A 25,324-nucleotide genomic window follows, 5' to 3' on the forward strand; every position below is an offset into this window, starting at 1 on the left:
GAGGTGGCCCGATTATTGAGTTTCGCAGTCACGGCGCAATGTACAGAATGGCCCTGGAAAACAACCCAGATGCGCGCCTGGGGCTGCAAGGCAACCCCAGGCGCCAAGCGCGACGGTCAGCAGGCCTGCGGCATCTCGCCCTTGGCCAGGCGCTGGTTGATATCGGCAATCACCTCGGGCAGCTCGTTGATGGTGTCGATCAGGTAGTGCGGGCGGGAACTGGCGAACAGCGCATGAATGCGCTTGCGCTCGCTCTCCAGCGCCTCGGCACTCAGCGCCTGGTAGCCTTCCCAGGTCAGCCCCAAGGCATTGCCGGAGCACACCAGGGCCACGGTCCACATGCCCGCACGACGGCCTTCGAGGATACCCGGCACGGTGTCATCGACCTTCACACAGGCCGCCACGTCATCGATGCCCAGGGCAATCACGTTGGCCAGGGCCTGGGCCGGCCATGGGCGGCCATTCGGGGTTTCGTCGGTGGCCACTACATGGTCGGCCACGTAGCCGTTCTGCGCGGCCAGCGCCACCACCTTGTCCATGACCACCTTCGGGTAACCCGAGCACGAGCCGATCTTCAGGCCGCCCTGGCGCAGGCCGGTGAGGGTGTCCAGCGCGCCGGGGATCAGCGCCGAGTGCACGGCGATTTTTTCGATCTGCAGCGGCATGAAGCGGTTGTAGAGGGCGGTGACGTCATCGTCGGTCGGGGTGCGCCCGAACACCTTGCGGTAGCGCTCGGCGATGTCTGGCACGTTGCACAGGGTGCGGATGTGGTCCCACTTGCCCATGCCCATCGGGCCACGGGCTTCTTCGATGGAGACCTGGACATCGAACTCGGCGAAGGCTTCGACGAAGATCTGCGTCGGGGCGAACGAGCCGAAATCGACCACGGTGCCGGCCCAGTCGAGGATGGCGGCTTGCAGCTGTGTTGGGTTGCTGTAGTTCATGTGCGCTAATTCCTGAAGTCGGGTGGGCAAAGGGTCAGATGGTCAGTACTTCCATTTCCCGCAGTACGTCGGCCACGGCATTTACGGCGGCCTGCATGCCGTCTGGCCCGACCACGCCGATGCAGCCGACGCGGAAGGTTTCGACCTGGGTCAGCTTGCCGGGGTAGAGGATGAAGCCCTTGGCCTTGACCCGCTCGTAGAAGTCCTTGAACTGGTAGCGGGCGTCGTTCGGGGCATGGAAGGTGACGATGATCGGCGCCTGGATGTCGGCGGGCAGGAAACTGCGCAGGCCGATGGCGGCCATGCCGTCCAGCAGCGTCTTGCAGTTGTCGGCGTAGCGCTGGTGGCGGGCGGGCAGGCCGCCTTCCTCGTTGTACTGTTGCAATGCTTCGTGCAGCGCCGCGACCACGTGGGTGGGTGGGGTGAAGCGCCACTGGCCGGTCTTGGCCATGTAGGTGTGCTGGTCGTACAGGTCCATGGCCAGGGAGTGGGCGTTGCCTTCGGCTGCGGCCAGTGCGGTTTTTTCGGCGAAGACGAAGCCCATGCCAGGTACGCCTTCCAGGCATTTGCCGGAGGCGGCGATCAATGCCTCGAAGGGGACTGCACGGGCATCGATCGGCAGGGCGCCGAACGAGCTCATGGCATCGATGATCAGGCGCTTGCCGTGGCGTTTGATCACCTGGGCGATCTCTGGCAGCGGGTTGAGGATGCCGGTGCTGGTTTCGCAGTGGATCAGCGCCACGTGGGTGACACCCGGGTCGGCAGCCAGCAGGCGGTCGACGTCGGCGGCGGTGGTCGGCTGGTCTTCGGCGGTTTCGAAGGTGCTGTAGGTGCGCCCCAGCACCTTGCAGATCTTCGCAAGGCGTTGGCCGTAGGCCCCGTTGATCAACACCAGCACCTTGCCGTCACGCGGAACCAGAGTGCCGATGGCGGCTTCCACGGCGAAGGTGCCGCTGCCTTGCAGGGGCACGCAGTGGTGGCTGGCGCTGCCGTCGATGATCGCCAGCAATTGCTCGCAGACGCTGGCCGTGAGTTGGTTGAAGTCGCGGTCCCAGGAGCCCCAGTCCACCAGCATGGCTTGGCGGGTACGGGCTGAAGTGGTCAGGGGGCCGGGGGTCAGCAGGATCGGGGCGTTGCTCATTCCGTGGTTCCTCACAAGCGGCGGGTGGTGAGCCGAAAAATCTGGCGCTGAAACTACGGAGCCAAGGTTGCAATTCACTGTGCTATCAATCAAATTGTTTGTTGTTATGCCAGCCATAAGTCGGGCCGATAGATATGAACCTGTTCCAGCTGCGTGCCTTCGATGCGGTGGCGCGTGAAGGTAGCTTCACCCGCGCTGCGGCGCGGTTGTTCATCAGCCAGCCGGCCGTCACCGGCCACGTCAAGGCGCTGGAAGAGCACTACCAGATCACCTTGTTGCGGCGTACCGCCCGGCGCGTGGAGCTGACCGAGGAGGGCACGCGGTTGGCAGCCATCACCCGCGCCATGTTCGGCCTGGCGGAGGAGGCCCAGGCCATGCTCGAGGCCAACCGGCAATTGCTGACCGGGCGCCTGGAAGTGGCCGCCGACGGCCCGCACCGGGTCATGCCGATGCTTGCGCTGCTGCGCGAGCGCTACCCGGGCATTACTGTCAACCTGCGCCTGGGCAATGCCCAGGAAACCCTGGCTGCGTTGCTCAGCGAGCATGCCGACGTGGCCGTGCTGACCGAGATCGAACCGCGCAAGGGCCTGCATTTGCAGAGCCTGTGTGAATCGCGCCTGTGCGCCTTGCTGCCGGCGGGGCATGCCTGGGCCAGTGGCGAGGGGGACTTGCCGCTGGCCGAGCTGCACCAGCAGATCATGGTGCTGCGTGAGCCGAGCTCCACTACCCGGCGTACCTTTGACAAGGCCTGCGCCAAGGCGGGCGTGCAGCCGCGGGTACTGTTGGAGCTGGACAGCCGCGAGGCAGTAACCGAAGCGGTGGCCTCGGAGCTGGGCATTGGCGTTGTGTCGTCCACTGAAGTGGCCCATGACCCACGGGTGGTGGCTCGGCCGCTGGCCGGCGATGGTCTGCTCAACCAGCACATGATCGGCTGCCTGGAGCGCCGCCGCGAACTGCGCCTGATCCAGGCCTTCCTGAGCCTGGCGGCGGGGCTGTGATGGCTGTTTTCAACTGGGCGCCCTAACATGGCCGGCACAGAACCGACAGGACTGTCGATGAGCGATAAAGACACTATCTCCATGCAGCTGGTGCGCGAAGCGCTGTTGCAGACCTGCCCGAAGGGTGAACCCGACAGCGGCTTGCTGGCGCGGGCTGGCATTGCCGTCGAGCACTTGCACCTGCCCGCTGCACGGGTCAGTGCCGACGCCTATGCCCGCCTCTGGCGTTTGCTGGCGCGGCGCTGCAATGACGAGTTCTTCGCCATGGACCCGCGTGGCCTGCGCAGCGGCAGCCTGGCGTTCATGTGCCGGGCGAGCATGGGCCAGCCGAGCTTGGGCACGGCGCTGGAAACCGCGTTGGCGTTCCTGTCGCTGATGCTCGAAGACCTGCAGCCAAGTTTGGTTCGCCAGGAAGGCCTGGCCGAGATCGTCATCAACGAGCCGCGTGACGAACCCCGTCGCGCCTTCACGTATTTCACCTTCTGGATGATCGTGCATGGCGTGGCCTGCTGGCTGGCCGGGCGGCGCATCCCGATCCTGGCCATCGACCTGCGCTGTGCCGAACCCCCCTTCTGTGATGACTATCGGGTGATGTTTTCGGAGAACCTGCAGTTCGAGCGCCCGCGCACGCGCATGATCATCGCCGCCGAATGCCTCGAGCTGCCACTGCGGCGCAGCGAGGAGGAACTGCAGCGCTTTCTTGCCGAAGCGCCGGGCAACATTCTGGTCAAATACCGTGACCCCGCAAGCCTTGGGCGGCGTATCCGCACCGACCTGCTGCGCCTGGCCCCGGAGCATTGGCCCGACGGTGACAGCCTGGCGCGCCAGTTGTGCCTGTCGCCCTCGACCCTGCGCCGGCGCCTGGCCGAGGAGGGGCAGAACTACCAGGGCTTGAAAGACAGCGTGCGCCGTGAGCTGGCGATCGCCTGGTTGAGCCAGGAAGAGGCGGCCATGGGCGAGATCGCCGAGCGTCTTGGGTTTGCCGACAGCAGTTCGTTCTACAAGGCGTTTCGCAAGTGGTTTGGCTGTAACCCGGGGCACTACCGGGCATTGATTCAGGCACGCGATTCGGGGCACTGAGGGCGCTGCCGTGGCAAGGCCGCGCGGGCCGCTTCCCTCTGCGTAAAGCGGCCTGCGGGAACAGCAGAGCATGGATACCGAGCGCCTGATCAGCGGGCTCACCCAGTCCTACCTGCGTGCAGCCAAGCGCGCAGCGGGGTGAACGAGGGCGGCCAAACCGGTCATCCAGATTGACAGCTTTGGCCATTGCCGCCGCGATTGAGCGGCGCGAACATCGTCGGACTGATGGTTAAACTCCAAAAACAAGAACCAGGAGTCAGACGATGCGTGATTACGCCGAGGCCGTTCGAGCGTTCGACCTTGCCCAGGCCGCCAGCACGGCGCTGCATGGCAACCTCGCTGCCCTCAATGCCTGTGTCGAATGCTGTGATCGGCATGCCGGTGACGGCAAGCTGGCGCTGATCCACGAGGACCGCGAGGGCAACAGCACGCGCCACAGCTTCGATCAGCTGAAGGCGCAAGCTGCCCGTTTTGCCAATGTGCTCAAGGCGCAGGGCGTGGGTGCCGGCGACCGGGTTGCCGGCCTGATGCCGCGTACCCCCGAGCTGCTGGTCACCATTCTCGCCACCTGGCGCCTGGGGGCGGTGTACCAGCCGCTGTTCACCGCGTTCGGGCCTAAGGCCATCGAACACCGCCTGGAGCAGTCCCACGCCCGGGTCGTCGTCACCGACAGCCACAATCGCGCCAAGCTGGACGATGTGCAGGCCTGCCCGACGATCATCACGGTCAACGCCCGCAGTGGCGAGCTGGATTTCCAACAATGCCTGGCGACGGCCTCAGCCGTCTGTGAGCCCGTCATGCGCTCGGGCGATGACCCGTTCCTGCTGATGTTCACCTCCGGCACCACCGGCCCTGCCAAACCCTTGGAGGTGCCGCTGCGCGCGATTGTGGCCTTCCAGGGCTACATGCGCGATGCCATCGGCCTGCGCCCCGAGGACAACTTCTGGAACCTGGCCGACCCAGGCTGGGCGTATGGCCTGTATTACGCGGTGACCGGCCCGCTGTCGCTGGGCCACGCCACCACCTTCTACGATGGCCCGTTCAGCGTCGAGAGCTGCGCGCGGGTCATCAACAAGCTGGGCATCACCAACCTGGCGGGCTCACCCACGGCCTATCGGCTGCTGATTGCCGCGGGTAGCGAGTTCTCCGCGCCGATCAAGGGGCGCCTGCGGGTCGTCAGCAGCGCGGGCGAACCGCTCAACCCGGAGGTGATTCGCTGGTTCGCCGACGAGCTGGGTGTGACCATCCACGATCATTACGGCCAGACCGAACTGGGCATGGTGCTGTGCAACCACCATGCTCTCAAACACCCGGTACACCTGGGGTCAGCCGGGTTCGCCATTCCCGGTCACCGCATCGTCGTGCTGGATGAACAGGGCGCAGAATTACCGGTCGGCCAGCCAGGCATCCTGGCGGTTGACCGCGAGCAATCGCCGCTTTGCTGGTTCGGTGGTTACCACGGTGTGCCTACCCGATCTTTCGTGGGCAAGTACTACCTCAGCGGCGACACTGTCGAGCTCAACGCTGACGGCAGCATCAGTTTTGTCGGCCGCAGCGACGACGTGATCACCACCTCCGGCTACCGGGTTGGTCCGTTCGATGTGGAAAGCGCGCTGATCGAACACCCGGCAGTCATCGAGGCGGCGGTGATCGGCAAGCCCGACCCCGAGCGCACCGAACTGATCAAGGCCTTCGTGGTATTGGCCAACGGTGTGTCAGGCACCGCTGAGCTGGAAGAGACCTTGCGCCAACACGTGCGCCAGCGCCTGTATGCCCACGCCTACCCGCGTGAAATCGAATTCGTCAGCGAGCTGCCCAAGACCCCGAGCGGCAAGCTGCAACGCTTCATCCTGCGCAACCAGGAAATCGCCAAACAACACGCGCTGCTGGCCGCCAGCGCCAGCGCCTGAGGGAACCTACCATGCAGATCATCAACAAACATTTCATCGTCAGCGGCGCGGCTTCCGGGCTAGGTGCCGCCACCGCGCAAATGCTGATCGAGGCGGGTGCCAAGGTCATGCTGGTCGACCTCAATGCCCAGGCCGTCGAAGCCAAGGCGCGTGAACTGGGCGACAACGCCCGTTTCGCAGTCGCTGACATCAGCGACGAGCAGGCCGCCAAGGCTGCGGTCGACGCCGCCGTCAGCGCGTTTGGCAGCATTCATGGCTTGGTCAACTGCGCCGGTATCGTCGGCGCCGAGAAGGTCCTGGGCAAGCAAGGGCCGCATGGGCTGGCGAGCTTCGCCAAGGTCATCAACGTCAACCTGATTGGCAGCTTCAACCTGCTGCGCCTGACGGCGGCGGCGATGGCCGAGGGCCCGGCTGACGAAGGCGCTGAACGGGGTGTGATCATCAACACCGCGTCCATCGCCGCCTATGACGGGCAGATCGGCCAGGCCGCCTACGCCGCGTCCAAGGGCGCCATCGCCAGCCTCACGCTGCCAGCGGCCCGTGAGCTGGCGCGTTTCGGTATCCGCGTGATGACCATCGCCCCAGGCATTTTCGAGACGCCCATGATGGCCGGCATGACCCAGGAAGTGCGCGACTCGCTTGCCGCTGGCGTACCGTTCCCGCCACGCCTGGGCCGCCCGCAGGAATACGCCGCACTGGCCCGCCACATCATCGAGAACAGCATGCTCAACGGCGAGGTGATCCGCCTCGACGGCGCACTGCGCATGGCTGCCAAGTAAGGAGAAATGAACATGACCCTCGCCAACGACCCGATTGTCATCGTCAACGCCGTGCGCACGCCCATGGGCGGCCTGCAGGGCGACCTCAAGAGCCTGACCGCGCCGCAACTGGGCGCCGCCGCAATCCGCGCCGCCGTCGAGCGCGCCGGCATCCAGGCCACCAGCGTCGAGCAGGTGCTGTTCGGTTGCGTGCTGCCGGCAGGCCTGGGGCAGGCGCCTGCACGTCAGGCGGCGCTGGGCGCCGGCCTGGATAAACACACCACCTGCACCACCCTGAACAAGATGTGCGGTTCGGGCATGCAGGCGGCGATCATGGCCCATGACCTGCTGCTGGCCGGCAGCGCCGATGTGGTGGTGGCCGGTGGCATGGAGAGCATGACCAACGCGCCCTACCTGCTGGACAAGGCCCGCAGTGGCTACCGCATGGGGCATGGCAAGATCATTGACCATATGTTCATGGACGGCCTGGAAGACGCTTACGACAAAGGGCGCCTGATGGGCACCTTCGCCGAGGATTGCGCGCAGGCTGGCGGCTTTAGCCGCGAAGCCCAGGATGCCTTCGCCATCAGCTCGCTGACCCGCGCCCAGGACGCCATCAAAAACGGCCGCTTCAGCGCCGAGATCGTCCCGGTAGAGGTCACCGAAGGCAAGGAAAAGCGCGTGATCAAGGATGACGAACAACCGCCCAAGGCGCGTCTGGACAAGATCCCGCAGCTCAAGCCGGCCTTCCGTGAGGGCGGGACGGTGACAGCGGCCAACGCCAGTTCGATTTCCGACGGCGCCGCGGCACTGGTGCTGATGCGCCGTAGCGAAGCTGAAAAGCGCGGTTTGAAACCCCTGGCCGTCATTCATGGCCATGCGGCGTTCGCCGATGCTCCGGCGCTGTTCCCCACCGCGCCGATCGGCGCCATCGACAAACTGATGAAGCGCACCGGCTGGAACCTGGCCGAGGTGGACCTGTTCGAGATCAACGAAGCCTTTGCCGTCGTCACCCTCGCGGCCATGAAGCACCTCGACCTGCCGCATGACAAGGTCAACATCCACGGCGGTGCCTGCGCGCTGGGCCACCCGATCGGTGCCTCGGGTGCGCGGATTTTGGTGACCTTGCTGTCGGCCCTGCGCCAGAACAACCTGCGCCGGGGCGTGGCCGCCATCTGCATCGGCGGTGGCGAGGCCACGGCCATGGCCGTCGAATGCCTGTATTGAGGTGAACCATGCTGGTAACTGACGAGCAACAACAAATCGCTGACGCTGTCCGTGACTTTGCCCAGGAACGGCTGCGGCCGTTCGCCGAACAGTGGGACAAGGCGCACCGCTTCCCCCGTGAAGCCATCGACGAGATGGCCGCGCTGGGCCTGTTCGGCATGCTGGTGCCGGAGCAGTACGGGGGCAGCGACACCGGCTATGTAGCCTACGCCATGGCCCTTGAAGAAATCGCCGCAGGCGACGGTGCCTGCTCGACCATCATGAGCGTGCACAACTCGGTGGGTTGTGTGCCGATCCTGAAGTTTGGCACCGAGCAGCAAAAGCAGCAGTTTCTGACGCCGCTGGCCAGCGGTGCGATGATCGGCGCCTTCGCCCTGACCGAGCCCCAGGCGGGCTCCGATGCCAGCAGCCTGAAGACCCGCGCGCGTCTGGAGGGCGATCACTATGTGCTCAACGGCAGCAAACAGTTCATCACCTCCGGGCAGAACGCCGGTGTGGTCATCGTGTTTGCGGTGACCGACCCGCAAGCGGGCAAGCGCGGCATCACCGCTTTCATCGTGCCCACCGATGCGCCGGGCTACCAGGTGGCGAGGGTCGAGGACAAGCTAGGGCAGCATGCCTCGGACACCTGTCAGATCGTTTTCGACAATGTGCGCGTGCCCGTTGCCAATCGCCTGGGCGAAGAAGGGCAGGGCTACAAGATCGCCCTGGCCAACCTTGAGGGTGGGCGTATCGGCATTGCGTCCCAGTCGGTCGGCATGGCACGTGCCGCGTTCGAGGTGGCGCGCGACTATGCCAAGGAGCGCCAGAGCTTTGGCAAGCCGTTGATCGAGCACCAGGCCGTGGCGTTCCGCCTGGCTGACATGGCCACGCGCATTGCCGTGGCCCGGCAGATGGTGTTGCATGCCGCCGCGCTGCGTGACGCCGGGCGCCCTGCGCTGGTGGAGGCGTCGATGGCCAAGCTGTTCGCCTCGGAAATGGCCGAAAAGGTCTGTTCGGATGCCTTGCAGACCCTGGGCGGATATGGCTATCTGAGTGACTTCCCGCTGGAGCGGATCTACCGCGACGTTCGGGTTTGCCAGATCTACGAAGGCACCAGCGACATTCAGCGCATGGTCATTGCGCGCAATCTTTGAAGGAGCAGTCTGCATGGCATTCGAAACCATCCTGTTGGACATCCACGGCAAGGTCGGCCTGATTACCCTCAACCGGCCCCAGGCGCTCAATGCACTCAACGCGCAGATCGTGGGCGAGATCAACCAGGCCCTGGACCAGCTGGAAAAGGACCCGAACATCGGCTGCGTAGTGCTGACAGGCTCGGCCAAGGCGTTTGCCGCCGGTGCCGACATCAAGGAAATGGCCGACCTCAAATACCCGCAGATCTACGTCGATGACCTGTTCAGCGATGCTGATCGCATCGCCAACCGGCGCAAACCGATCATTGCTGCGGTGTCGGGTTTTGCCTTGGGTGGCGGCTGTGAACTGGCGATGATGTGCGACTTCATTCTGGCCGCTGACAATGCCAAATTCGGTCAGCCTGAGGTCAACCTGGGCGTATTGCCCGGCATGGGCGGCACCCAGCGGCTGACCCGCGCAGTCGGCAAGGCCAAGGCCATGGAACTGTGCCTGACCGGCCGCCTGATGGGCGCCGAAGAGGCAGAGCGCGCCGGCCTTGTGGCGCGCATCGTGCCCCAGGTCGAGCTGCTTGAGGAAGCGCTGAAAGTGGCTGCGACCATTGCCAGCAAGTCGATCCCGGTGAGCATGATGGTCAAGGAGAGTGTCAATCGGGCCTTTGAAGTTACCCTCAGTGAGGGCGTGCGGTTTGAGCGTCGAGTGTTCCATGCGGCCTTCGCCACTGAAGACCAGAAGGAAGGCATGAGTGCCTTCATTGGCAAGCGTGAGGCGCAGTTCAAGGATCGCTGAGTGCGTTGTACTTGCCTTGAGAGGTGGCGCGCTTCTTCTCGAATGCACCCGCCCTCTCAAGGCATGCCCGCCCAGGGCGCCGACCAGCGGATTCTGGTCAATGGGCGTAAATTCCCCCCCAATTGCAGTTGCTCCACGCGACGTGGCGCCTTAGACTGCCGCCCCCTGTAAAAGAGTGCCGGTTGGCGCTTGAAGAATTCCGCTGCCGACGCGCTGGCGTCGGCGGCACCCGAATCGCCCAATGCACATTTTTTCATAGAGAAATCGATGACCAAGGAACAGTTGCTGGCCATGTCGGCCGATGACTACATGAGCGCTGAACAGCTGGCCTTTTTCACTGGCCTGCTGCAAGCGATGAAAGTCGAAACCCATGAACGCATCGATAAGAACCGCATCATCATCGAAAGCCTGGAAACCCCGTCGGATCCAGCTGATGTGGCCTCGGTCGAAGAAGAGCGCCACTGGTTGGTCAACGCCATCGAGCGTGACCAACGCCTGCTGCCGCAGCTGGAGATGGCCCTGGGCCGAATCGCTGACGAAAGCTTTGGCTGGTGCGATGACAGTGGTGAGCCCATCGGCCTGCAGCGTCTGCTGATCAGCCCGACCACCAAGTACTGCATCGAAGCCCAGGAGCGCCACGAGCAGCTCGACCGCCACCAGCGGCAGATCTGATCGAGCGCGGTGCGTGAGCCCCACGGAGAAATCCCTGGGGCTTTTTGCGTTGTTGCGGCAAACGCTGCTGAATTTGTTGCTTGTGGCGTAACACTGCTGTACCGAGATGCGCTGTTTCCTGCCTGCAGGCAGGCGTATCATGGCTTTATCGTTAGGGTGCTAATTAAATTCCGGAGGGGATGATGAATAGCCGAGTCGATGTAGCCGTGATGATTGGCTCCGGTGTGCCTGCCACCTTGCAGGCGCTGGGCAAGCGCATTTGCTGGGTGGTGCTGGTCAATGGTGAGCGCCGCGGTACTGCGTTCGCCACGCGTGATGAGGCTGTGGAATGCCAGGCGGCCTGGTTGCAGCAACTCAGGAAGGGCCTTGCCGCTTGAAGGCGGTCGCAAGAAATGTTGTTTGCCTCTCGACGGATTTCGGTGTTTTCGTGCATATTCCTTCCCCAGTAATGCGCTGATGGATTTCAGAGCCCGTTCTGTCGGGTGCTCTGCAACGCCCTATCGCATCTTTTCTGGCGGCTTTATTGTCAGGCATTACACTTCCCGCGTTGGGAATTTGCCGAAAGCCTGTACTGAGGCCAGATCTGGCAAGCCAGAGTAAAGAATCCTGCATGCTGCATCGCCAGCAGGCACAGACATCAGCGCATCGCTTTATTACTCTTTTCGCCTATCGCTATGTAATGGCCGTGCCTCACCGAGCGTGTGTGGGGGCGGGATGTAACCGGTTGAGGATCACTTCATTGGCAGTCAGCACTCTTGATACCCACGCCTTGTTCGCCCTGGGCGATTTGCGCGGTAAATTGGCCCAGCTGTTCCAAGGCCGCTTTATCTATGTCACCGAACAAAGTCCTGAAGGCTTGTATATGGCCGAGATCGACACCGAGAGCGCATTGGTGGTCGATGACAAGCAGCGCCTGGAGCTGAAAGTAGGCGATCACTTCCGTGCCGCCGTACTGCCCAGCCGCGAGGGCGGCAAGTTGGAAATGCGCTTTCGTGACATCAAGCTCAACGTCTACGGCGTGGGCGACTATGCCTTTGTTTCGGTGCCTGAAGGCGAGGGCATCGTGCTGCGCGAGGGCCATGGCGTGATGTTGGTCTTTGCTGCGCAACAGCAAGTGCAGGAAGGCCTGGGCAAGCTGCTCAAGGCCGTGACCGGCAAAGTCGCGAAATGGCGCAAGGGTGAGCTGACCACCTTCAAGGCAAGTGAATGACTGACGGCAACGGCTCGCCCGTTTCGCGTGCCGAGTTCCATCAGCAGCACCAGGCGGATGCGCTGGCGCAAGCCGAACGCCTGTTGGCTCGGCGTGAGGACTTGCAAGGGGCTTGGCTGAACTGGGTGGCCGGTGAACTGTATCGGCTCGGCCCGCCACCGTATGCCGCCATGGTCCGACGCGAGCTGCAGCGCCTCAGCCAGGGCTGAGGCTGCACGCTGTCAGTGGCCGCGGTCGCCGCCGCTGCTGACTTCCTCGGGCACCGCTTCTTTCGACATGCGCTTGCGAAACAGCGCAGCCCTGGCCAGCAAGAGCGTGGTGACCGGTACGGTGATCGACAGCAGTATCGGGATCAACCAGGCGTGCAGGATGGGCGCTTCCTTGAGCCACGAGAAGTAGATGATCGAGGCCAAGGCCACGCACCATGCGCCGAGGGTCGAGGCCAGCGCGGGTGGGTGCATGCGCTGGAAGTAATCCTTCAGGCGCAGCAGGCCCACGGCACCGATCAGGGCAAACAGGCTGCCGATCAGCAGCAGCGCGGCAGTGACCAACTCCAGCCAGAAGGGCAGTGCTAGCGTTTCGGTCATTCGATCACCTCACCACGAAGCAGGAACTTGGCCAGGGCGAACGAGCCGACAAAGCCGAACAACGCAATCAGCAGCGCACCTTCGAAGTAGGTGTCACTTGCATAGCGAATCCCCAGTACCAGCATGGTCAGCATGGCCAGGATATACAGGTAGTCCAGCGCCAGAACCCGGTCCTGGGCGGACGGGCCGCGGAACAACCGGATCAGCGCCAGGGCCATGGCCAGGGCGAAGATGAACAGGCTGGCGAGTACAGCGTTGGCGAGCAGGCCTGTCATTGGAAAATCTCCATCAGCGGGCGTTCATAGGTGGCCTTGAAGTGCTCGATGAAGGCGGCTTCATCCTCCAGGTCGAACACATGCAGCAGCAGCACGCTGCGGTCCAGTGCCAGCTCGGACCAGACCGTACCCGGTACCACCGTGGTGATCATCGAAAGCGCGGCCAGGCCATGGGCATCACGCAGGGCCAGCGGGATGTGCACGAATGCCGAGCGCGGCGGCTGTTTGCCGGCGCGCAGCACGCCACGGGCCACCAGCAGGTTGGACACAATCACATCAAGGCCTACCCGGCCAATCAGCTTGGCAATCACCAGTGGGCGCCGCACATGGGCATGCTGGGGGCGTAGGGGTGCCATCAACAGCGGTGCAAGGATGCCGAGCAGGGCAGCGAGCAGCAGGTTGCCGGCGCTGACCGACAGGTTCAGCAGCAACCACAGGCCAAACAGCGACACCGACAGCAGCGGGGCGGGGAACAGACGGTTCATGGCTGCAGCTCCACGTCGAGGGAGGTCGGGCCAGGGATCGGTTGGGCAGCCATCACCGCTTTTATGTAGGTGTCCGGCGCCTGCAGGCTGGCAGCCGTGTCCTGGGTGTAGCGCAGCAACGGCTCGGCTTTGAAGCTGAGGATGATGCACAGCCCAAGCAGGATGACGATCGGCAGGCACTCATAGCGACGCAGCACAGGCGAGGGGCGCTCCTCGGGCTTCCAGAAGCGCTGAATACCTACGCGGCCAAAGGCGATCAGCGATGCCATGCCGGAAAGTACAAGCAATGCCACCAGGCCCCAGCCAGCTGTTGTCAGCGGTTGCTCCGGCGCTATGCCCAGCCCCAGCGGGTTGAACAGCGCACTGATCAGGTTGAGTTTGCCGACGAAGCCCGAAAGCGGCGGCATGCCGATGATCAGCAACGCACAGGCGATGAAGCTCAGGCCGAGGAAGGCCATGGTCCATGGGATGATCTGGCCGATCACGACCTTTTGTTCATCATCGAGGTTGATGCCCTTGGGCGGGTGCAGCGACTCCAGGGGCGAAGGCATGGCGTCTTCTTCTTCATCCAGCGGCACTTCGTTGGCCGAGCGCGAGCGCTCGACCAGCTCGGCGAGCAGGAACAGGGCGCACAGCGCCAGGGTCGAGTTGACCAGGTAGAACAATGCCGCGCCGGTGAGCACCGGTTGGGCAAAACCGACGGCCGCGAGCAGCGTGCCGGCGGAGACCAGGATGCTCAGGGCAGCCATGCGTTCCAGGCGTTGTGCGGCCAATATCGATACGGCGGCCACCGCCAGGGTGACCAGGCCGCCGTAAACCAGCCACTCGCCACCGAAGTGCGCCGAGGCGCCGGCTTGCCCGGAGAACAGCAGCGTCCACAGGCGCAGCACGGCATACAGGCCGACCTTGGTCATGATGGCAAAAAGCGCGGCAACCGGTGCGCTGGCCGAGGCGTAGGCAGGCACCAGCCAGAAGTTGAGGGGCCATATGCCGGCCTTGGCCAGAAACGCCATGGCCAGTATCGCGGCGCCTGCGTGCAGCAAGCCGCGATCGGCCTCCGGCACCAGCGGGATCTTCAGCGCCAGGTCGGCCATGTTCAAGGTGCCTGTCACGCCATAGAGCATCGCCGCGCCCACCAGAAACAACGACGAAGCGAACAGGTTGATGGCGATATAGTGCAGGCCGGCCCTGACCCTTGCGCGGCCCGAACCGTGCAGCAGCAAGCCATAGGAGGCTGCCAGCAGCACCTCGAAGAACACGAACAAGTTGAACAGGTCGGCCGTCAGGAATGCACCGTACAGCCCCATCAGCTGGATCTGGAACAGTGCGTGGAAGCTGGCACCGGCGCTGTCCCAGCGGGCGCGGGCAAACAGCAGGGCGCTGAAGCCGATGATGCCGGTCAGGGTCAGTAGCAATGCCGAAAGATGGTCGACTACCAACACGATGCCGAACGGTGCCGGCCAGTTGCCTGGCAGGTACACACCGATCGATTCGGCCTGGCCCTGGGTGCGCACCCACAGCAGCAGGCTGACCGCGATGGCCAGGCCGGCGAAGGTGGACAGCAGGTTCAGTTGCGCCTTGATGCGCCGGTGTTTCTCGCCCAGCAACAGCATCACCGCAGCGGTGATGAGGGGCAGCAGGATGGGGGCGACGATCAGTTGACTCATGCCACTCATTCGTCACGCTCCCGGCCATCCACATGGTCGGTGCCGGTCAACCCGCGTGAGGCCAGCAGCACCACCAGGAACAGTGCGGTCATGGCGAAGCTGATGACGATGGCAGTCAGTACCAGGGCCTGGGGCAGGGGGTCGGTGTAGTGCAGCAAGTCCTGGGTCACGCCGTCCTTGATGATGGGCTCCTTGCCGATGAACAGGCTGCCCATGCTGAAGATGAACAGGTTGACGCCGTACGACAGCAGGCACAGGCCCATGATCACCTGGTAGGTCCGTGGGCGCAGGATCAACCAGACCCCCGAGGCGGCCAGTACGCCGATGGCGACTGCAATGACTTCTTCCATCAGGCGGCTCCTGCTTGGCTGGATTTCGACGGGTTGCCCGGGCGGTAGGCGCGCACCGACTGGTGCGCCAGGGCAGTGAGGATCAGCAGGGTCGAGCCGACCACCACGGTGTACACGCCGATATCGAAGAACAGCGCGCTGGCCACGTGCACATCCCCCAGCACGGGCAGGTGCAGGTGTGCCGTGTGCGTGGTCAGGAACGGGTAACCCAGCAGCATGGCGCCGACCCCGGTCAGGGTCGCGCACAGCAGGCCAGTGCCCATCCAGCGCAGCGGCCGCAAGCTCATTTGCGCCTCGACCCATTGGGTGCCGGCGACCATGTACTGCAGGATGAACGCCACCGACATCACCAGGCCGGCGACGAACCCGCCGCCAGGCTGGTTGTGGCCGCGCATGAACAGGTACATCGATACCAGCAGGGCGATTGGCAGCAGCAGCCGCACCAGCACCGCAGGCACCATCATGAAGCCCAGCGCGGTGTCTGTGGCGTGACGCGGGTTGATCAGGTCTGTGACCACGTCGGGCGCCAGCTGGCGCTGCTGGGCGGGCAACTGCATGCTCTCCTTGGGCGGGCGGAAGCGTCGCAGCAGGGCGAACACGGTCAGGGCCACGGCGACCAGCACGGTGATTTCACCGAGGGTGTCGAAGCCACGGAAGTCGACCAGCATCACATTGACCACATTGGTACCGCCCCCTTGCGGCAGGGCGCGGCTCAGGTAGAACGAGGAAATGTCGTTGGGCGTTGGCCGGGTGAGCATGGCGTACGACAGCACCGCCATGCCGCCACCCACCAGCACCGCCAGCAGCAGGTCGCGCAGGCGGCGCATGCGGGCGCGCTCCAGGCTGCCCGGCAGCGGTGATACGCCTTCGATACGGCGCGGCAGCCAGCGCAGGCCGAGCAGGATCAGTACAGTGGTGACCACTTCCACGACCAGCTGGGTCAAGGCCAGGTCGGGCGCCGAGAACCAGACGAAGGTGATGCAGGTCATCAGGCCGCAGACGCTGACCATGATCAAGGCGGCCAGACGGTGGTATTTGGCCTGGTAGGCGGCGCCGATGGCGCAGGCGATGGCGATCAGCCAGAGTGCGACGAACACGCCGGAACCAGGGATTTTCGGGCGCTCACCCCAGGTCAGCCCGCTGTACAGCATGGGCGTGAGGCCGGCCAGGAAGGCCGCCAGTACCAGCATGAACAACTGCGATTGCAGGCGGCGCGTGGTCAGCAAGCCTTCGATTCGGCGGGCCAGCAGCATCAGGCGCACCAGGCCGTGCTCGAACAAGCGCTTGCCGTTGAACCGCTCGATCAGTGGTGGGTAGGGGAAGCGGCCCATGCGCAGTTGCTTGCGCAGCAGCAGGTAGAGCACGATGCCGCCGCTCATGGCGACCAGGCTCATGATCAGTGGCGCATTCCAGCCGTGCCAGATGGCCAGGCTGTATTCCGGTAGCGTACCGCCCACCACCGGCAGGGCCGCCGCAGCCAGCAACGGGCCGACCGACTGGGCAGGGAAGATGCCTACCACCAGGCAGGTGAGCACCAGCAGTTCGACCGGCGCGCGCATCCAGCGGGGTGGTTCGTGAGGTGTGTGGGGCAGGTCCTGGGCGGTTGGCCCGAAGAAGACATCGACGGTAAAGCGCAGTGCGTAGGCCACGCTGAAGGTACCGGCCAGCGTGGCGATCACCGGGAGGGCGGCTTCGACCCAGGCCGTGGAGCTGATGAACACTGTTTCTGCGAAGAACATCTCCTTGGACAGGAAGCCGTTCATCAGCGGCACGCCGGCCATCGAGGCGCTGGCCACCATGGCCAGGGTGGCGGTGTAGGGCACCAGGCGGATCAGGCCGCTGAGGCGCCGGATATCGCGCGTACCGCTCTCGTGGTCGATGATGCCGGCGGCCATGAACAGCGAGGCCTTGAAGGTGGCATGGTTGAGGATGTGGAAGACGGCGGCGACCGCCGCCAGCGGGCTGTTCAGGCCCAGCAGCAGGGTGATCAGGCCCAAGTGGCTGATGGTGGAATACGCCAGCAGGCCCTTGAGGTCGTTCTGGAACATCGCGGCAAAGGCGCCGAGCAGCAGCGTGATGGCGCCAGCCCCGCCGACGATCCAGAACCACTCCTCGCTGCCTGACAGCACAGGCCAGAGCCGCGCCAGCAGAAACACCCCGGCCTTTACCATGGTTGCCGAGTGCAGGTAGGCGGACACAGGGGTCGGCGCCGCCATCGCGTGGGGCAACCAGAAGTGGAACGGAAACTGCGCACTCTTGCTCAGGGCGCCGATCAGGATCAGTGGCAGCAGCACCGGGTACAGTGCGTGCTGGCGGATAACGTCACCCGCGGCCAGCACCTTGTCCAGGTCGTAGCTGCCGACCACGTGGCCCAGCAGCAAGGCACCGACCAGCAGGCACAGGCCGCCGGCACCGGTCACCATCAGCGCCATGTAGGCGCCGCGGCGGGCGTCGGCGCGATGGTGCCAATAACCGATCAGCAGGAAGGAGAAAACGCTGGTCAGCTCCCAGAAGAACACCAGCTGGATCAGGTTGCCAGAGATCACCAGGCCCAGCATGGCGCCCATGAACGCGAGGAAGAAGGCGAAGAAACGCGGCACCGGGTCTTGCGGTGACATGTAGTAGCGGGCATACAGCGACACCAGTGTGCCGATGCCCAGTACCAGCAGCGAGAACAGCCAGGCGAAGCCGTCCATGCGCAGCACAAGGTTCAAACCCAGGCTGGGCAGCCAGAGGAATTCCTCGCGAATCACGCCACCGTGGGCGACCTGAGGGTACAGCAGTGCTACCTGGACCGTACCGACCAAGGCGACGAGCCCCGCCAATATGGACTCGGCGTTACGTGCGTTGTGCGGCAGCACGGCTGCCAGGCAACTGCCCACGAACGGCAGAAGCAATAGCACTATCAAGGACATAGCGTTCTATTCTGGAGAGGTTTGCAAGGATCATACGTGCCGATCAGTTGATCACCAACACGCAAGCTGTCGCAGAATCGTACAAATACGCTGTGACAAGGTGTTTTTTTATAACAGTTTTTTACAAAGCATAGCTGGAGTTGGCCGCTTTACAGGCCGGCTTGCTGCTCGCGTTCGGCCTGTGCTTCGCGTGCCTCGGCGTCTTCGCGGGGGCGGCGCACCTTCAGTTCGCTGACCACCACTGCGATCACGATCAGCAGCCCGCCGATCAATGCAACGCCAGGCAGGCGCTCGCCGGCGAGGCGCCCGACGATCCCGGCCCACACCGGCTCGCCGGCATAGATCAGGGTGGCGCGGGTGGGCGAAACCGACTTCTGTGCCCAGTTCATCGCTACCTGGATCACGGCGCTCATGGCGCCAAGCCCCAGGGCACTGGCCAGCAGCAGCCAGGAGAAGTCGGGGATGCGTTCCTGGGTCGGTACGATCATCAGGAACGACAGCAACGAGGCGGTCGCCAGCTGCACCACGGTTACACGGCGCACATCGACCTGGCCGGCATAGCGGCTGATCAGGATGATTTCGCCAGCAATGGCGATGGCGCTGACCAGGGTCACTATCTCGCCTTCGCTGAAGTGCAAGGTGCCGCCCTCTGGCCCGGCCAGCAGCATCAAGCCGCAGAATGCCAGGCAGATGCCAATGCTTGGCATCAGGCCGGGCCGGCGGCCGAGCACCAGCCATTGCAGCAGCGGCACGAAGGGCACATATAGCGCGGTAATGAAGGCTGACTGGCTGCTGCTGATGGTTTGCAGGCCCATGGTCTGCAAACCGTAGCCCAGCATGATCGACACGCCGATCAGCACGCCGGCCTTGAGCTCGGTAAGCGTCAGCCCCGGCAGTGCACGCGCCGAGACCACCCCCACGAACAACGCCGCCGCAGCGAAACGCAGGCCGACGAAGAACATCGGGCCGCTTACCGTCATCACGTTATGCACCAGCAAGAAGGTGCCGCCCCACAGCATGGTGATGAAGACCAGCACCAGTTCAGCCTTGCTCAGGCGAAAAGAGACGGCAGTGTTCGGTTTGCGGCTGGGGTGGGTCATGGTCTTGCACACTCGGAGGGGCCGGCGCACAATCTGCGCAAAGTGGGCAGTATACTGCGCAGCCACGATCAGCGAGCAACAACGTGCACAAAAATCCCACACACCGCGCCTCGGTGCTGCAGCATGTCAGCCTCAACGTTCGGCGCCTGCGTAACGCAGCCGGTATGAGCCAGTCGGCCCTGGCCGAGCGCTCTGGCGTCAGCCGGCGGATGCTGGTGGCGATCGAGGCGGGTGAGAAGAATGTCAGCCTCACCACCCTCGATCTGATTGCCGAAGCCCTCGGCGTAGCATTCAGTACCTTGATCCAGGCGCCTGAGCAGCGCGACCCGAGCCGTATCGATGAACTGGCCTGGGCTGGCGAACATCCGCAAAGCAAGGCGGTGCTGCTGGGTAGCAGCACCGCCCGGCGTGAGGTCGAGCTTTGGGAATGGACGTTGGCGCCGGGCGAGTGCTACCTCAGCGAGGCGGATGCCGATGGCTGGAGCGAGCAGATCTATGTGGCCGAAGGGCAGCTCACACTGGTCATCGAAGACGCCGAGCACCGCTTGCAGGTCGGCCAGTTTCATGTGTTCCCCAGCAACTGCCGTTATGCCTATCGCAATGATGGCGCCGTGGCTGTGCGCTTTGTCCGCAACGTGGTGATCTGACCCTTGCAGGAGCGGCCTTGCGTCGCGAAAGGGGCGCAGTTCACAAGCGTCAAGCCTTGGGGGGCAACAGGTCGTCGGTCTTCACCACCTTGGCATAGGCAAATGCCAGTGCAGCCATCGCCGAGTCGTGCACATGGGCCGCCGGCACCTGTTTACCATTGAAATCCAGGGGCAGGGTGGCGCAGGCATCGTGGGCCACGGTCACTTCGTAGCCAAAATCGGCGGCGGCTCGGGTTGCTGCATCGATGCACATATGGCTCATGCTGCCGACGATGGTCAACGCCTGAACCCCATGCTGGTCCAGCGTATCCTTGAGGCCGGTGCCGAGAAACGCATTGACCTTGTGCTTGAGTACCACGGGTTCGCCGGTCACGGGCTCGACCTTGGCATGGATGGCCGCCCCTGGTGACTGCGGCGTGAAGAACGGCGCATCGGCGCTTTCGAATTCATGCCGCACATGCACCACCAGGTCGCCCCGGTCGCGTGCGGCGGCCAGCAGCCGGGCGGCGTTGTCGGCTGCCTGCTCGGCGCCGTCGAGGGTCCATTTGCCACCGGGGAAATAGTCGTTCTGGATGTCGATGATGATCAGCGCTTGCTTGCTCATGTTGCCTCCTGCGGCGGTAGTCGTTGAATGACCATAGCGTGTGTACATCGACCTGAGGGTTCAACTGCAGCGCTTTTGCGTCTTCTGACGAAAAAACCACTTGACCTTGACTTAGCTTGAGGTTTTACCCTGCTCACCATCACGCTGATAGCGTCCAGAGCAAGGAGACTGTTCATGAGGGCGACGCCTCACTCTCTGTGGTTTACCCAGATGATCGAATATGAAGTCCCGGCCATGCGCCAGGTGGCATTGGCCCAGGCGTTGGTGGCGCGCAGCGAGGAACTGGCAACGCGCTGTGAAGGCTTGCAGGGCGTGAGCATCCAGGCCAGTGACGATGGCAGCCGGGTCTTGCAGTATCTGCAATGGCAATCGCGGCAGGCTTGGGCGGCAGCTGCGGCTGACTTCGCCGAGGAGCCTTTCTTCGACCTGCTGTGCCAGCATCAGGCGCGCGGCGTCAACTTTGCTGCCTACCAGACATTGCGCAGCCTCGTACGTGGCGCCGATGGTGGCCTGCACTGCCAGGTCGGCGAGCCTCAGGCATACCAGGGCGCGTAGTGCGGGTAGCGATCCAGGCGCGCGCCTACGACCATTTCGCCGATCCAGGAGGCAAGGATCGAACTGTAGGCTTTCTGGCTCTCTTCGCTGGACAGCGCGTGGTCGGCACCGTCGACGATGCGGTGGGTCAGCGAATGGGCGCTGACGAACGCCGAGCGGTAGCTCATCAGTGTGCTGTGGGGCACATAGTCGTCTTGTTCAGACTCCACAAGTAATACATCACCACCGAATTCCGCGCACGCGGCCAGGGCACGGTTGTCCGTCGGGCCAAGCGGGCGTTTGCGGTAGGCGTTAAGCCGCTGCCGATCAAGGGTTTGCTTGGGGTTATCCCACTCGTCGTCCCAGTACATGGCGGGTACCCGCAGTGCCAGCCATTTCACTGGCCGCAGCCGGGTCAGCAGAGTGGCCAGGTAGCCACCGTAGCTGCTGCCGATGATGGCGATGGCACTGCTGTCCACGGACGGGTGGCTGACCAGGCGGTCGTAGGCGGCCAGCAAGTCGTTGAGGTTCTGTTCGCGGGTGACGGTCAGGCGCTGGCTTTCGGTCTTCTCGTGCCCGCGCAGGTCGAAGGTCATGCACACGCAGCCCAGCCCGGTGATATGCCGGGCGCGGGCCAGGTCGCGTTGCTGGCTGCCGCCCCAGCCGTGGACGAAGAGTATGCCTGGCATCTTGCTGCCAGGGCTGACCAGGGTGCCGACGATGGTGTCGTTCTCGACCTGCAGTTCGATGGTTTCACTCTGAATGGTCATGTTCGCGAATCCGTGCATATTTGCTGAGTTGTCCGAGTTCACTGTCGATTCCTTGGTAAAAGAGGGTGGCGTCAGTGGGCAGGTCGGGCGTACCGAACACTTCATGGGTGGAAGCGCGAACCCGTTGCAGGGCGGGGTCATCGGCGAAGGCCTGCAGGGCCAGCAGTTCTGCACTGCTGGCACCCCCTAGGCGCCAGGACTGTTCAAGCACGCCGCTGCGCACATGGCCTTGGGCGGTGGTGCCGCGCGCGATGTCGTAGTTGCGCCTTGATGCGACGAAGCCCGGGAAGTGCTGCTCGGCCGCCCGTTCGTAGGCCATGGCCTGGTTGATCGCCAGGCGCAGGTGGTCTTCCAGTGGCAGTTGCAGCAGTGCCTGATAGTCACCGCGCACCACGATCAGGTCGGAGCCGCCATAAACCTCTGTGCCTTGATGGTCGTGGGTCAGCTGCTGGGTGCCGTGGTAGCTGCAGGTCAGGCCGGCGACCCGCACTTGGCCGACACTGAAGGTCTGTACCTCGCTCAGGTCTTCTTCAAGTACCAGGCCCCACACTGCCAGGGCCTGATCATCCATGTCGGCCAGCAAAGGCTCCAGCGCATCCGCTGTATCGATTACCTGTTGCCCGCGGCCGGCGCAAGCCAATACCGGCTTGATGCGCACTGGGCCGTCGAGCAGCAGCAAGCGTGCCGCAGTGCGGGCATCGGTTTTGCTGAACACGGTGTAGCCCCGCAGCAACGCATCGCTGGCCTGCAGGGCGAAGGCGTCGGTCCAGCCTGGCGGGAAGCTGGCGTCGGCCGGCAGCGGATGGGAGATCGCCTTGGTCGCCATGTAGGGATAGGCGACCAACCCGCCGAACAGGTCCTGCTCGGTACGGATACCCAGCGCGGCATGGCGCTGTGGGTCGACCAGCGTTTCGGTCGGTACATAGTAGTAGCGGTCTGCAGCAGTGGCAGGTGCGGCAGGGTCTAAGCGTGGGCAGCCCAGCAGTTGTGCCAGGCCATCGGCGAGCTTGAGGTGGGCGGCATGTTGGTGGTCGGGCGTGTGCTCGCGGGTGTCGAGCAGCACAACGCCGGTTTTCGAGTCGCAGGCAGCGGGCATAAGGGTTGGCCTGTCTGCAATGAATGTACTGTGTGTGAATCCGTCGTTTTGGGGAAGTTCATCGGGATGTGATCGGCGGTCCGTGCGACTCTGTAGGGTCAGTTGTAGGAAACGTCTTGATTGCAGAGGGCGTGCCGGGCATTGCATGCCGTTAGCCGGTCGCCGCGATTGCAGGGCTCGGGTGGCTGTTCCATTATCGACAGCCTGGATTAGCCAAGATGTTTCGCAGGAGTGCGCATGAACGTTCAGACCACGATTGAGCAGAGTGTGCCGGAGCGCCTGATGCAGGTGCGCCAGGCAATGGCCGCAGAGGGCATCGATGCGCTGCTGGTGCCATCGGCCGATCCCCATCTTTCCGAATACCTGCCCGGCTTCTGGCAGGGGCGCCAATGGTTGTCCGGTTTCCACGGCTCTGTCGGCACGCTGGTGGTCACGGCGGGCTTTGCCGGGCTCTGGGTCGACAGCCGCTACTGGGAGCAGGCCGAAAACGAGCTGGCCGGCAGTGGCATCGAACTGATGAAGCTGCTGCCAGGCAAGCCGGGCGCGTTGGAGTGGCTGGGTGAGCACATCGCGCCGAAGGGGGCCGTTGCCGTGGACGGTGCCGTCATGGCCCTGGCGTCGGCGCGGCTGTTGGGCGAGCGGCTGAAGGCCCGCGAGGTAAGGTTGGTGACTGACAAGGACCTGCTCGGCAAGGTTTGGCAGGGGCGCCCGCCGTTGCCAAGCAACCCGGTCTATCAGCACTTGCCGCCACATGCGACGCAGAACCGGGCGGACAAACTCGCCCAATTGCGCGACAGCCTGAAGGCCAAGGGCGCCGACTGGCACTTCATCGCTACCCTGGATGACATTGCCTGGCTGTTCAACTTGCGCGGCAGTGATGTGTCGTACAACCCAGTCTTTGTTTCGTTCGCTCTGATCAGCCAGCAGCAGGCGACTGTGTTCGTGGGGCGCGACAAAGTCGATGATCATCTGCGCCATGTGTTGGCGGTAGACGGCATTGAGGTGCGTGACTACGCCGATATAGGTCAGGCCCTGGGTGCGGTGCCCTCAGGGAGCCGGCTGTTGCTCGACCCGGCGCGAGTCACTTGCGGCCTGCTGGAAAACCTGAGCCCTGGGGTGGAACTGGTCGAGGGGATCAACCCCACTACCCTGAGCAAGTCGTGCAAGCGTGAGGAGGACCTTGTGCACGTTCGCCGGGTCATGGAGCAGGATGGCGCCGCCTTGTGCGAGTTCTTCGCCTGGCTGGACGCAAACCTGGGCCGGGAGGTCATTACCGAGTTGACGGTCGATGAGCAACTGAGCGCCGCGCGTGCCCGACGCCCCGACTTCGTGTCGTTGAGCTTCTCGACCATTGCGGCCTTCAACGGCAATGGTGCGATGCCTCATTACCGCGCCACCGAGCAGTCGCATGCCACGCTCGAAGGTGACGGCTTGCTGCTGATCGATTCGGGTGGGCAGTACCTGGGCGGCACCACCGACATTACCCGGATGGTGCCGGTGGGCAACCCGACGCTTGAGCAGAAGCAGGATTGCACGCGTGTGCTCAAGGGTATGATTGCATTGTCGCGGGCCACCTTCCCGCGCGGGATCCTCTCACCACTGCTCGATGCCATTGCCCGGGCACCGATCTGGGCTGATCAAGTGGACTATGGCCACGGCACCGGTCATGGGGTGGGCTACTTCATGAACGTGCACGAGGGGCCACAGGTAATCGCCTATCAGGCGGCAGCCACGCCGCAAACTGCGATGCAGGCGGGCATGATCAGCTCAATCGAGCCAGGCACCTACCGGCCGCGCGAGTGGGGCGTTCGTATCGAGAACCTGGTGGTCAGTCGTGAAGCGGGCAAGAGTGCTTTTGGTGACTTCCTGAATTTCGAGACCTTGACGCTTTGCCCGATCGATACGCGCTGCCTGTTGCCCGAGTTGCTTGCCAGGGAAGAGCTGGACTGGCTGAACGGTTACCACGCGATGGTGCGTGAGCGCCTTGCGCCTTTATTGAAAGGCGAGGCGCTGGCCTGGCTGCAGGCGCGCACCGCGTCGCTGTGATAACCGGCCAATGAAAAGGGCAGCGTTCGCGCTGCCCTTTTCAATTGCGTGTGGTCATCACTTGCAGATGACGATCATGCTGCGGCTGGTATAGCCGGCCGGGTTGATACCGAACAGGTAGTCGCCGGGTTCTTCGTCGGTGTCGCCCGAGCGCGCAATGACCTTGTAGCCACGTGAGCTGCAAGACGTCGCGGCCTTGCTGTAGCAGTTGTCCCAGGACGAGGAAAGGCCAGAACAATTGATATGCAGGCCTTTCTTACCCCTTTTGACCTCAGTCTTGGCCGTGGCGGCACATCCAGCAATAGCCAAGATGGCCAGGATGAGCAAAATACGTTTCATTCCTGTCCTTAAATGCAGGGCGGAGCAGCTGTCTTGCCCTGTCGTT

General features: G+C 63.7%; 27 protein-coding genes. 14 read left to right on the plus strand and 13 right to left on the minus strand.

Translation table 11 applies throughout. From position 1 onward, the window contains the following. Positions 1 to 116 precede the first annotated feature (116 nt). Both phnX and LJX93_RS08285 read right to left on the minus strand, forming a co-directional pair. The gene (phnX, locus tag LJX93_RS08280) at positions 117 to 944 is read right to left on the minus strand and encodes a phosphonoacetaldehyde hydrolase (protein ID WP_033700321.1); all 828 of its coding nucleotides are present in this window, start codon (positions 942 to 944) and stop codon (positions 117 to 119) included. Between the two features lie 34 nt (positions 945 to 978). Continuing rightward, positions 979 to 2,085, minus strand: coding sequence for a 2-aminoethylphosphonate--pyruvate transaminase (locus tag LJX93_RS08285; RefSeq protein ID WP_156310683.1), 1,107 nt, complete (start codon positions 2,083 to 2,085; stop codon positions 979 to 981). A gap of 134 nt (positions 2,086 to 2,219) precedes the next feature. Here LJX93_RS08285 and LJX93_RS08290 point away from each other — a divergent pair, with 134 nt between their 5' ends. From LJX93_RS08290 to LJX93_RS08340, 11 genes are all read left to right on the plus strand, one after another. Continuing rightward, positions 2,220 to 3,083, plus strand: a complete 864-nt coding sequence (locus tag LJX93_RS08290) for a LysR substrate-binding domain-containing protein (RefSeq protein WP_033700317.1) — start codon at positions 2,220 to 2,222, stop codon at positions 3,081 to 3,083. A 57-nt stretch (positions 3,084 to 3,140) separates the two neighbouring features. Continuing rightward, entirely contained in the window at positions 3,141 to 4,163 is a 1,023-nt protein-coding gene (locus tag LJX93_RS08295) for an AraC family transcriptional regulator (protein WP_156310681.1), read from the plus strand. Between the two features lie 263 nt (positions 4,164 to 4,426). Continuing rightward, positions 4,427 to 6,073: an acyl-CoA synthetase gene (locus LJX93_RS08300; RefSeq protein WP_033700313.1), complete on the plus strand. Its 1,647-nt coding sequence runs from the start codon at positions 4,427 to 4,429 to the stop codon at positions 6,071 to 6,073. 11 nt (positions 6,074 to 6,084) lie between these two features. Continuing rightward, the gene (locus LJX93_RS08305; protein WP_033700311.1) at positions 6,085 to 6,852 is read left to right on the plus strand and encodes an SDR family NAD(P)-dependent oxidoreductase; all 768 of its coding nucleotides are present in this window, start codon (positions 6,085 to 6,087) and stop codon (positions 6,850 to 6,852) included. A 12-nt stretch (positions 6,853 to 6,864) separates the two neighbouring features. Next, positions 6,865 to 8,058 carry an acetyl-CoA C-acyltransferase gene (locus LJX93_RS08310; protein ID WP_033700309.1) on the plus strand — a complete coding sequence of 398 codons (1,194 nt, stop codon included), beginning with the start codon at positions 6,865 to 6,867 and terminating at the stop codon, positions 8,056 to 8,058. Positions 8,059 to 8,066: 8 nt separating this feature from the next. After that, a complete protein-coding gene (locus LJX93_RS08315; protein ID WP_033700307.1) occupies positions 8,067 to 9,194 on the plus strand; it encodes an acyl-CoA dehydrogenase in 1,128 nt (375 codons plus the stop codon). 13 nt (positions 9,195 to 9,207) lie between these two features. After that, positions 9,208 to 9,981, plus strand: coding sequence for an enoyl-CoA hydratase (locus tag LJX93_RS08320; RefSeq protein ID WP_033700305.1), 774 nt, complete (start codon positions 9,208 to 9,210; stop codon positions 9,979 to 9,981). Between the two features lie 267 nt (positions 9,982 to 10,248). After that, the gene (locus LJX93_RS08325; RefSeq protein WP_033700302.1) at positions 10,249 to 10,653 is read left to right on the plus strand and encodes a TraR/DksA family transcriptional regulator; all 405 of its coding nucleotides are present in this window, start codon (positions 10,249 to 10,251) and stop codon (positions 10,651 to 10,653) included. A gap of 182 nt (positions 10,654 to 10,835) precedes the next feature. After that, positions 10,836 to 11,030: a hypothetical protein gene (locus LJX93_RS08330; RefSeq protein ID WP_033700301.1), complete on the plus strand. Its 195-nt coding sequence runs from the start codon at positions 10,836 to 10,838 to the stop codon at positions 11,028 to 11,030. Positions 11,031 to 11,392: 362 nt separating this feature from the next. Next, entirely contained in the window at positions 11,393 to 11,863 is a 471-nt protein-coding gene (locus tag LJX93_RS08335; protein WP_033700299.1) for a hypothetical protein, read from the plus strand. Continuing rightward, entirely contained in the window at positions 11,860 to 12,072 is a 213-nt protein-coding gene (locus LJX93_RS08340; RefSeq protein WP_033700297.1) for a hypothetical protein, read from the plus strand. The genes LJX93_RS08335 and LJX93_RS08340 overlap by 4 nt, the downstream gene beginning before the upstream one ends. Before the next feature lie 12 nt (positions 12,073 to 12,084). Here LJX93_RS08340 and LJX93_RS08345 read toward each other — a convergent pair whose 3' ends face one another. The 7 genes from LJX93_RS08345 to LJX93_RS08375 form a co-directional block, all read right to left on the minus strand. Continuing rightward, positions 12,085 to 12,450, minus strand: a complete 366-nt coding sequence (locus LJX93_RS08345) for a Na+/H+ antiporter subunit G (RefSeq protein ID WP_033700295.1) — start codon at positions 12,448 to 12,450, stop codon at positions 12,085 to 12,087. Then, the gene (locus LJX93_RS08350) at positions 12,447 to 12,725 is read right to left on the minus strand and encodes a K+/H+ antiporter subunit F (protein WP_003259015.1); all 279 of its coding nucleotides are present in this window, start codon (positions 12,723 to 12,725) and stop codon (positions 12,447 to 12,449) included. Before LJX93_RS08350 ends, LJX93_RS08345 begins: the two co-directional genes overlap by 4 nt. Continuing rightward, positions 12,722 to 13,210, minus strand: coding sequence for a Na+/H+ antiporter subunit E (locus LJX93_RS08355; protein ID WP_033700293.1), 489 nt, complete (start codon positions 13,208 to 13,210; stop codon positions 12,722 to 12,724). Before LJX93_RS08355 ends, LJX93_RS08350 begins: the two co-directional genes overlap by 4 nt. Then, entirely contained in the window at positions 13,207 to 14,886 is a 1,680-nt protein-coding gene (locus tag LJX93_RS08360) for a monovalent cation/H+ antiporter subunit D (RefSeq protein WP_033700290.1), read from the minus strand. Before LJX93_RS08360 ends, LJX93_RS08355 begins: the two co-directional genes overlap by 4 nt. Continuing rightward, positions 14,883 to 15,227, minus strand: coding sequence for a Na+/H+ antiporter subunit C (locus LJX93_RS08365; RefSeq protein WP_003250128.1), 345 nt, complete (start codon positions 15,225 to 15,227; stop codon positions 14,883 to 14,885). Before LJX93_RS08365 ends, LJX93_RS08360 begins: the two co-directional genes overlap by 4 nt. Continuing rightward, positions 15,227 to 18,142: a monovalent cation/H+ antiporter subunit A gene (locus LJX93_RS08370; RefSeq protein WP_047583907.1), complete on the minus strand. Its 2,916-nt coding sequence runs from the start codon at positions 18,140 to 18,142 to the stop codon at positions 15,227 to 15,229. Before LJX93_RS08370 ends, LJX93_RS08365 begins: the two co-directional genes overlap by 1 nt. Before the next feature lie 149 nt (positions 18,143 to 18,291). After that, the gene (locus tag LJX93_RS08375) at positions 18,292 to 19,242 is read right to left on the minus strand and encodes a DMT family transporter (protein ID WP_047583908.1); all 951 of its coding nucleotides are present in this window, start codon (positions 19,240 to 19,242) and stop codon (positions 18,292 to 18,294) included. A gap of 83 nt (positions 19,243 to 19,325) precedes the next feature. Between LJX93_RS08375 and LJX93_RS08380 the strand changes: the two genes are divergently transcribed. Then, positions 19,326 to 19,889: a helix-turn-helix domain-containing protein gene (locus LJX93_RS08380; protein ID WP_033700285.1), complete on the plus strand. Its 564-nt coding sequence runs from the start codon at positions 19,326 to 19,328 to the stop codon at positions 19,887 to 19,889. 49 nt (positions 19,890 to 19,938) lie between these two features. Here the strand turns inward: LJX93_RS08380 and LJX93_RS08385 are convergent, their stop codons facing one another. Continuing rightward, positions 19,939 to 20,493, minus strand: coding sequence for a cysteine hydrolase family protein (locus LJX93_RS08385; RefSeq protein ID WP_033700282.1), 555 nt, complete (start codon positions 20,491 to 20,493; stop codon positions 19,939 to 19,941). Positions 20,494 to 20,667: 174 nt separating this feature from the next. On the opposite strand from LJX93_RS08385, the gene LJX93_RS08390 reads away from it, so the two are divergent. After that, positions 20,668 to 21,048 (plus strand): antibiotic biosynthesis monooxygenase, encoded by a 381-nt coding sequence (locus LJX93_RS08390; RefSeq protein ID WP_033700280.1) that lies wholly within the window; start codon positions 20,668 to 20,670, stop codon positions 21,046 to 21,048. On the opposite strand, the gene LJX93_RS08395 is transcribed toward LJX93_RS08390, so the two are convergent. After that, positions 21,027 to 21,797, minus strand: a complete 771-nt coding sequence (locus LJX93_RS08395) for an alpha/beta hydrolase family protein (protein ID WP_033700278.1) — start codon at positions 21,795 to 21,797, stop codon at positions 21,027 to 21,029. The two genes, LJX93_RS08390 and LJX93_RS08395, sit on opposite strands and share 22 nt — an antisense overlap. After that, on the minus strand, positions 21,781 to 22,893 hold the full coding sequence (locus LJX93_RS08400; RefSeq protein ID WP_227696941.1) for a DUF3182 family protein: 1,113 nt from the start codon (positions 22,891 to 22,893) through the stop codon (positions 21,781 to 21,783). The genes LJX93_RS08395 and LJX93_RS08400 overlap by 17 nt, the downstream gene beginning before the upstream one ends. Before the next feature lie 237 nt (positions 22,894 to 23,130). Here LJX93_RS08400 and LJX93_RS08405 point away from each other — a divergent pair, with 237 nt between their 5' ends. Next, complete coding sequence (locus tag LJX93_RS08405) at positions 23,131 to 24,939, plus strand: aminopeptidase P family protein (protein ID WP_227696942.1); 1,809 nt, start codon at positions 23,131 to 23,133, stop codon at positions 24,937 to 24,939. 57 nt (positions 24,940 to 24,996) lie between these two features. On the opposite strand, the gene LJX93_RS08410 is transcribed toward LJX93_RS08405, so the two are convergent. Continuing rightward, complete coding sequence (locus LJX93_RS08410; protein ID WP_033700272.1) at positions 24,997 to 25,278, minus strand: hypothetical protein; 282 nt, start codon at positions 25,276 to 25,278, stop codon at positions 24,997 to 24,999. Between the last annotated feature and the right edge of the window lie 46 nt (positions 25,279 to 25,324).

Origin of the sequence: Pseudomonas sp. HN2-3, assembly GCF_020691745.1 — a bacterium.
Lineage (GTDB): Bacteria > Pseudomonadota > Gammaproteobacteria > Pseudomonadales > Pseudomonadaceae > Aquipseudomonas > Aquipseudomonas capeferrum.

Excerpts from the sequence above, each read along its gene's own strand:
- phnX (WP_033700321.1), bottom strand. The coding sequence starts at position 944 with ATGAACTACAGCAACCCAACACAGCTGCAAGCCGCCATCCTCGACTGG.
- LJX93_RS08285 (WP_156310683.1), bottom strand. The coding sequence starts at position 2,085 with ATGAGCAACGCCCCGATCCTGCTGACCCCCGGCCCCCTGACCACTTCA.
- LJX93_RS08290 (WP_033700317.1), top strand. The coding sequence starts at position 2,220 with ATGAACCTGTTCCAGCTGCGTGCCTTCGATGCGGTGGCGCGTGAAGGT.
- LJX93_RS08295 (WP_156310681.1), top strand. The coding sequence starts at position 3,141 with ATGAGCGATAAAGACACTATCTCCATGCAGCTGGTGCGCGAAGCGCTG.
- LJX93_RS08300 (WP_033700313.1), top strand. The coding sequence starts at position 4,427 with ATGCGTGATTACGCCGAGGCCGTTCGAGCGTTCGACCTTGCCCAGGCC.
- LJX93_RS08305 (WP_033700311.1), top strand. The coding sequence starts at position 6,085 with ATGCAGATCATCAACAAACATTTCATCGTCAGCGGCGCGGCTTCCGGG.
- LJX93_RS08310 (WP_033700309.1), top strand. The coding sequence starts at position 6,865 with ATGACCCTCGCCAACGACCCGATTGTCATCGTCAACGCCGTGCGCACG.
- LJX93_RS08315 (WP_033700307.1), top strand. The coding sequence starts at position 8,067 with ATGCTGGTAACTGACGAGCAACAACAAATCGCTGACGCTGTCCGTGAC.
- LJX93_RS08320 (WP_033700305.1), top strand. The coding sequence starts at position 9,208 with ATGGCATTCGAAACCATCCTGTTGGACATCCACGGCAAGGTCGGCCTG.
- LJX93_RS08325 (WP_033700302.1), top strand. The coding sequence starts at position 10,249 with ATGACCAAGGAACAGTTGCTGGCCATGTCGGCCGATGACTACATGAGC.
- LJX93_RS08330 (WP_033700301.1), top strand. The coding sequence starts at position 10,836 with ATGAATAGCCGAGTCGATGTAGCCGTGATGATTGGCTCCGGTGTGCCT.
- LJX93_RS08340 (WP_033700297.1), top strand. The coding sequence starts at position 11,860 with ATGACTGACGGCAACGGCTCGCCCGTTTCGCGTGCCGAGTTCCATCAG.
- LJX93_RS08345 (WP_033700295.1), bottom strand. The coding sequence starts at position 12,450 with ATGACCGAAACGCTAGCACTGCCCTTCTGGCTGGAGTTGGTCACTGCC.
- LJX93_RS08350 (WP_003259015.1), bottom strand. The coding sequence starts at position 12,725 with ATGACAGGCCTGCTCGCCAACGCTGTACTCGCCAGCCTGTTCATCTTC.
- LJX93_RS08355 (WP_033700293.1), bottom strand. The coding sequence starts at position 13,210 with ATGAACCGTCTGTTCCCCGCCCCGCTGCTGTCGGTGTCGCTGTTTGGC.
- LJX93_RS08360 (WP_033700290.1), bottom strand. The coding sequence starts at position 14,886 with ATGAGTGGCATGAGTCAACTGATCGTCGCCCCCATCCTGCTGCCCCTC.
- LJX93_RS08365 (WP_003250128.1), bottom strand. The coding sequence starts at position 15,227 with ATGGAAGAAGTCATTGCAGTCGCCATCGGCGTACTGGCCGCCTCGGGG.
- LJX93_RS08370 (WP_047583907.1), bottom strand. The coding sequence starts at position 18,142 with ATGTCCTTGATAGTGCTATTGCTTCTGCCGTTCGTGGGCAGTTGCCTG.
- LJX93_RS08375 (WP_047583908.1), bottom strand. The coding sequence starts at position 19,242 with ATGACCCACCCCAGCCGCAAACCGAACACTGCCGTCTCTTTTCGCCTG.
- LJX93_RS08385 (WP_033700282.1), bottom strand. The coding sequence starts at position 20,493 with ATGAGCAAGCAAGCGCTGATCATCATCGACATCCAGAACGACTATTTC.
- LJX93_RS08390 (WP_033700280.1), top strand. The coding sequence starts at position 20,668 with ATGAGGGCGACGCCTCACTCTCTGTGGTTTACCCAGATGATCGAATAT.
- LJX93_RS08395 (WP_033700278.1), bottom strand. The coding sequence starts at position 21,797 with ATGACCATTCAGAGTGAAACCATCGAACTGCAGGTCGAGAACGACACC.
- LJX93_RS08400 (WP_227696941.1), bottom strand. The coding sequence starts at position 22,893 with ATGCCCGCTGCCTGCGACTCGAAAACCGGCGTTGTGCTGCTCGACACC.
- LJX93_RS08405 (WP_227696942.1), top strand. The coding sequence starts at position 23,131 with ATGAACGTTCAGACCACGATTGAGCAGAGTGTGCCGGAGCGCCTGATG.
- LJX93_RS08410 (WP_033700272.1), bottom strand. The coding sequence starts at position 25,278 with ATGAAACGTATTTTGCTCATCCTGGCCATCTTGGCTATTGCTGGATGT.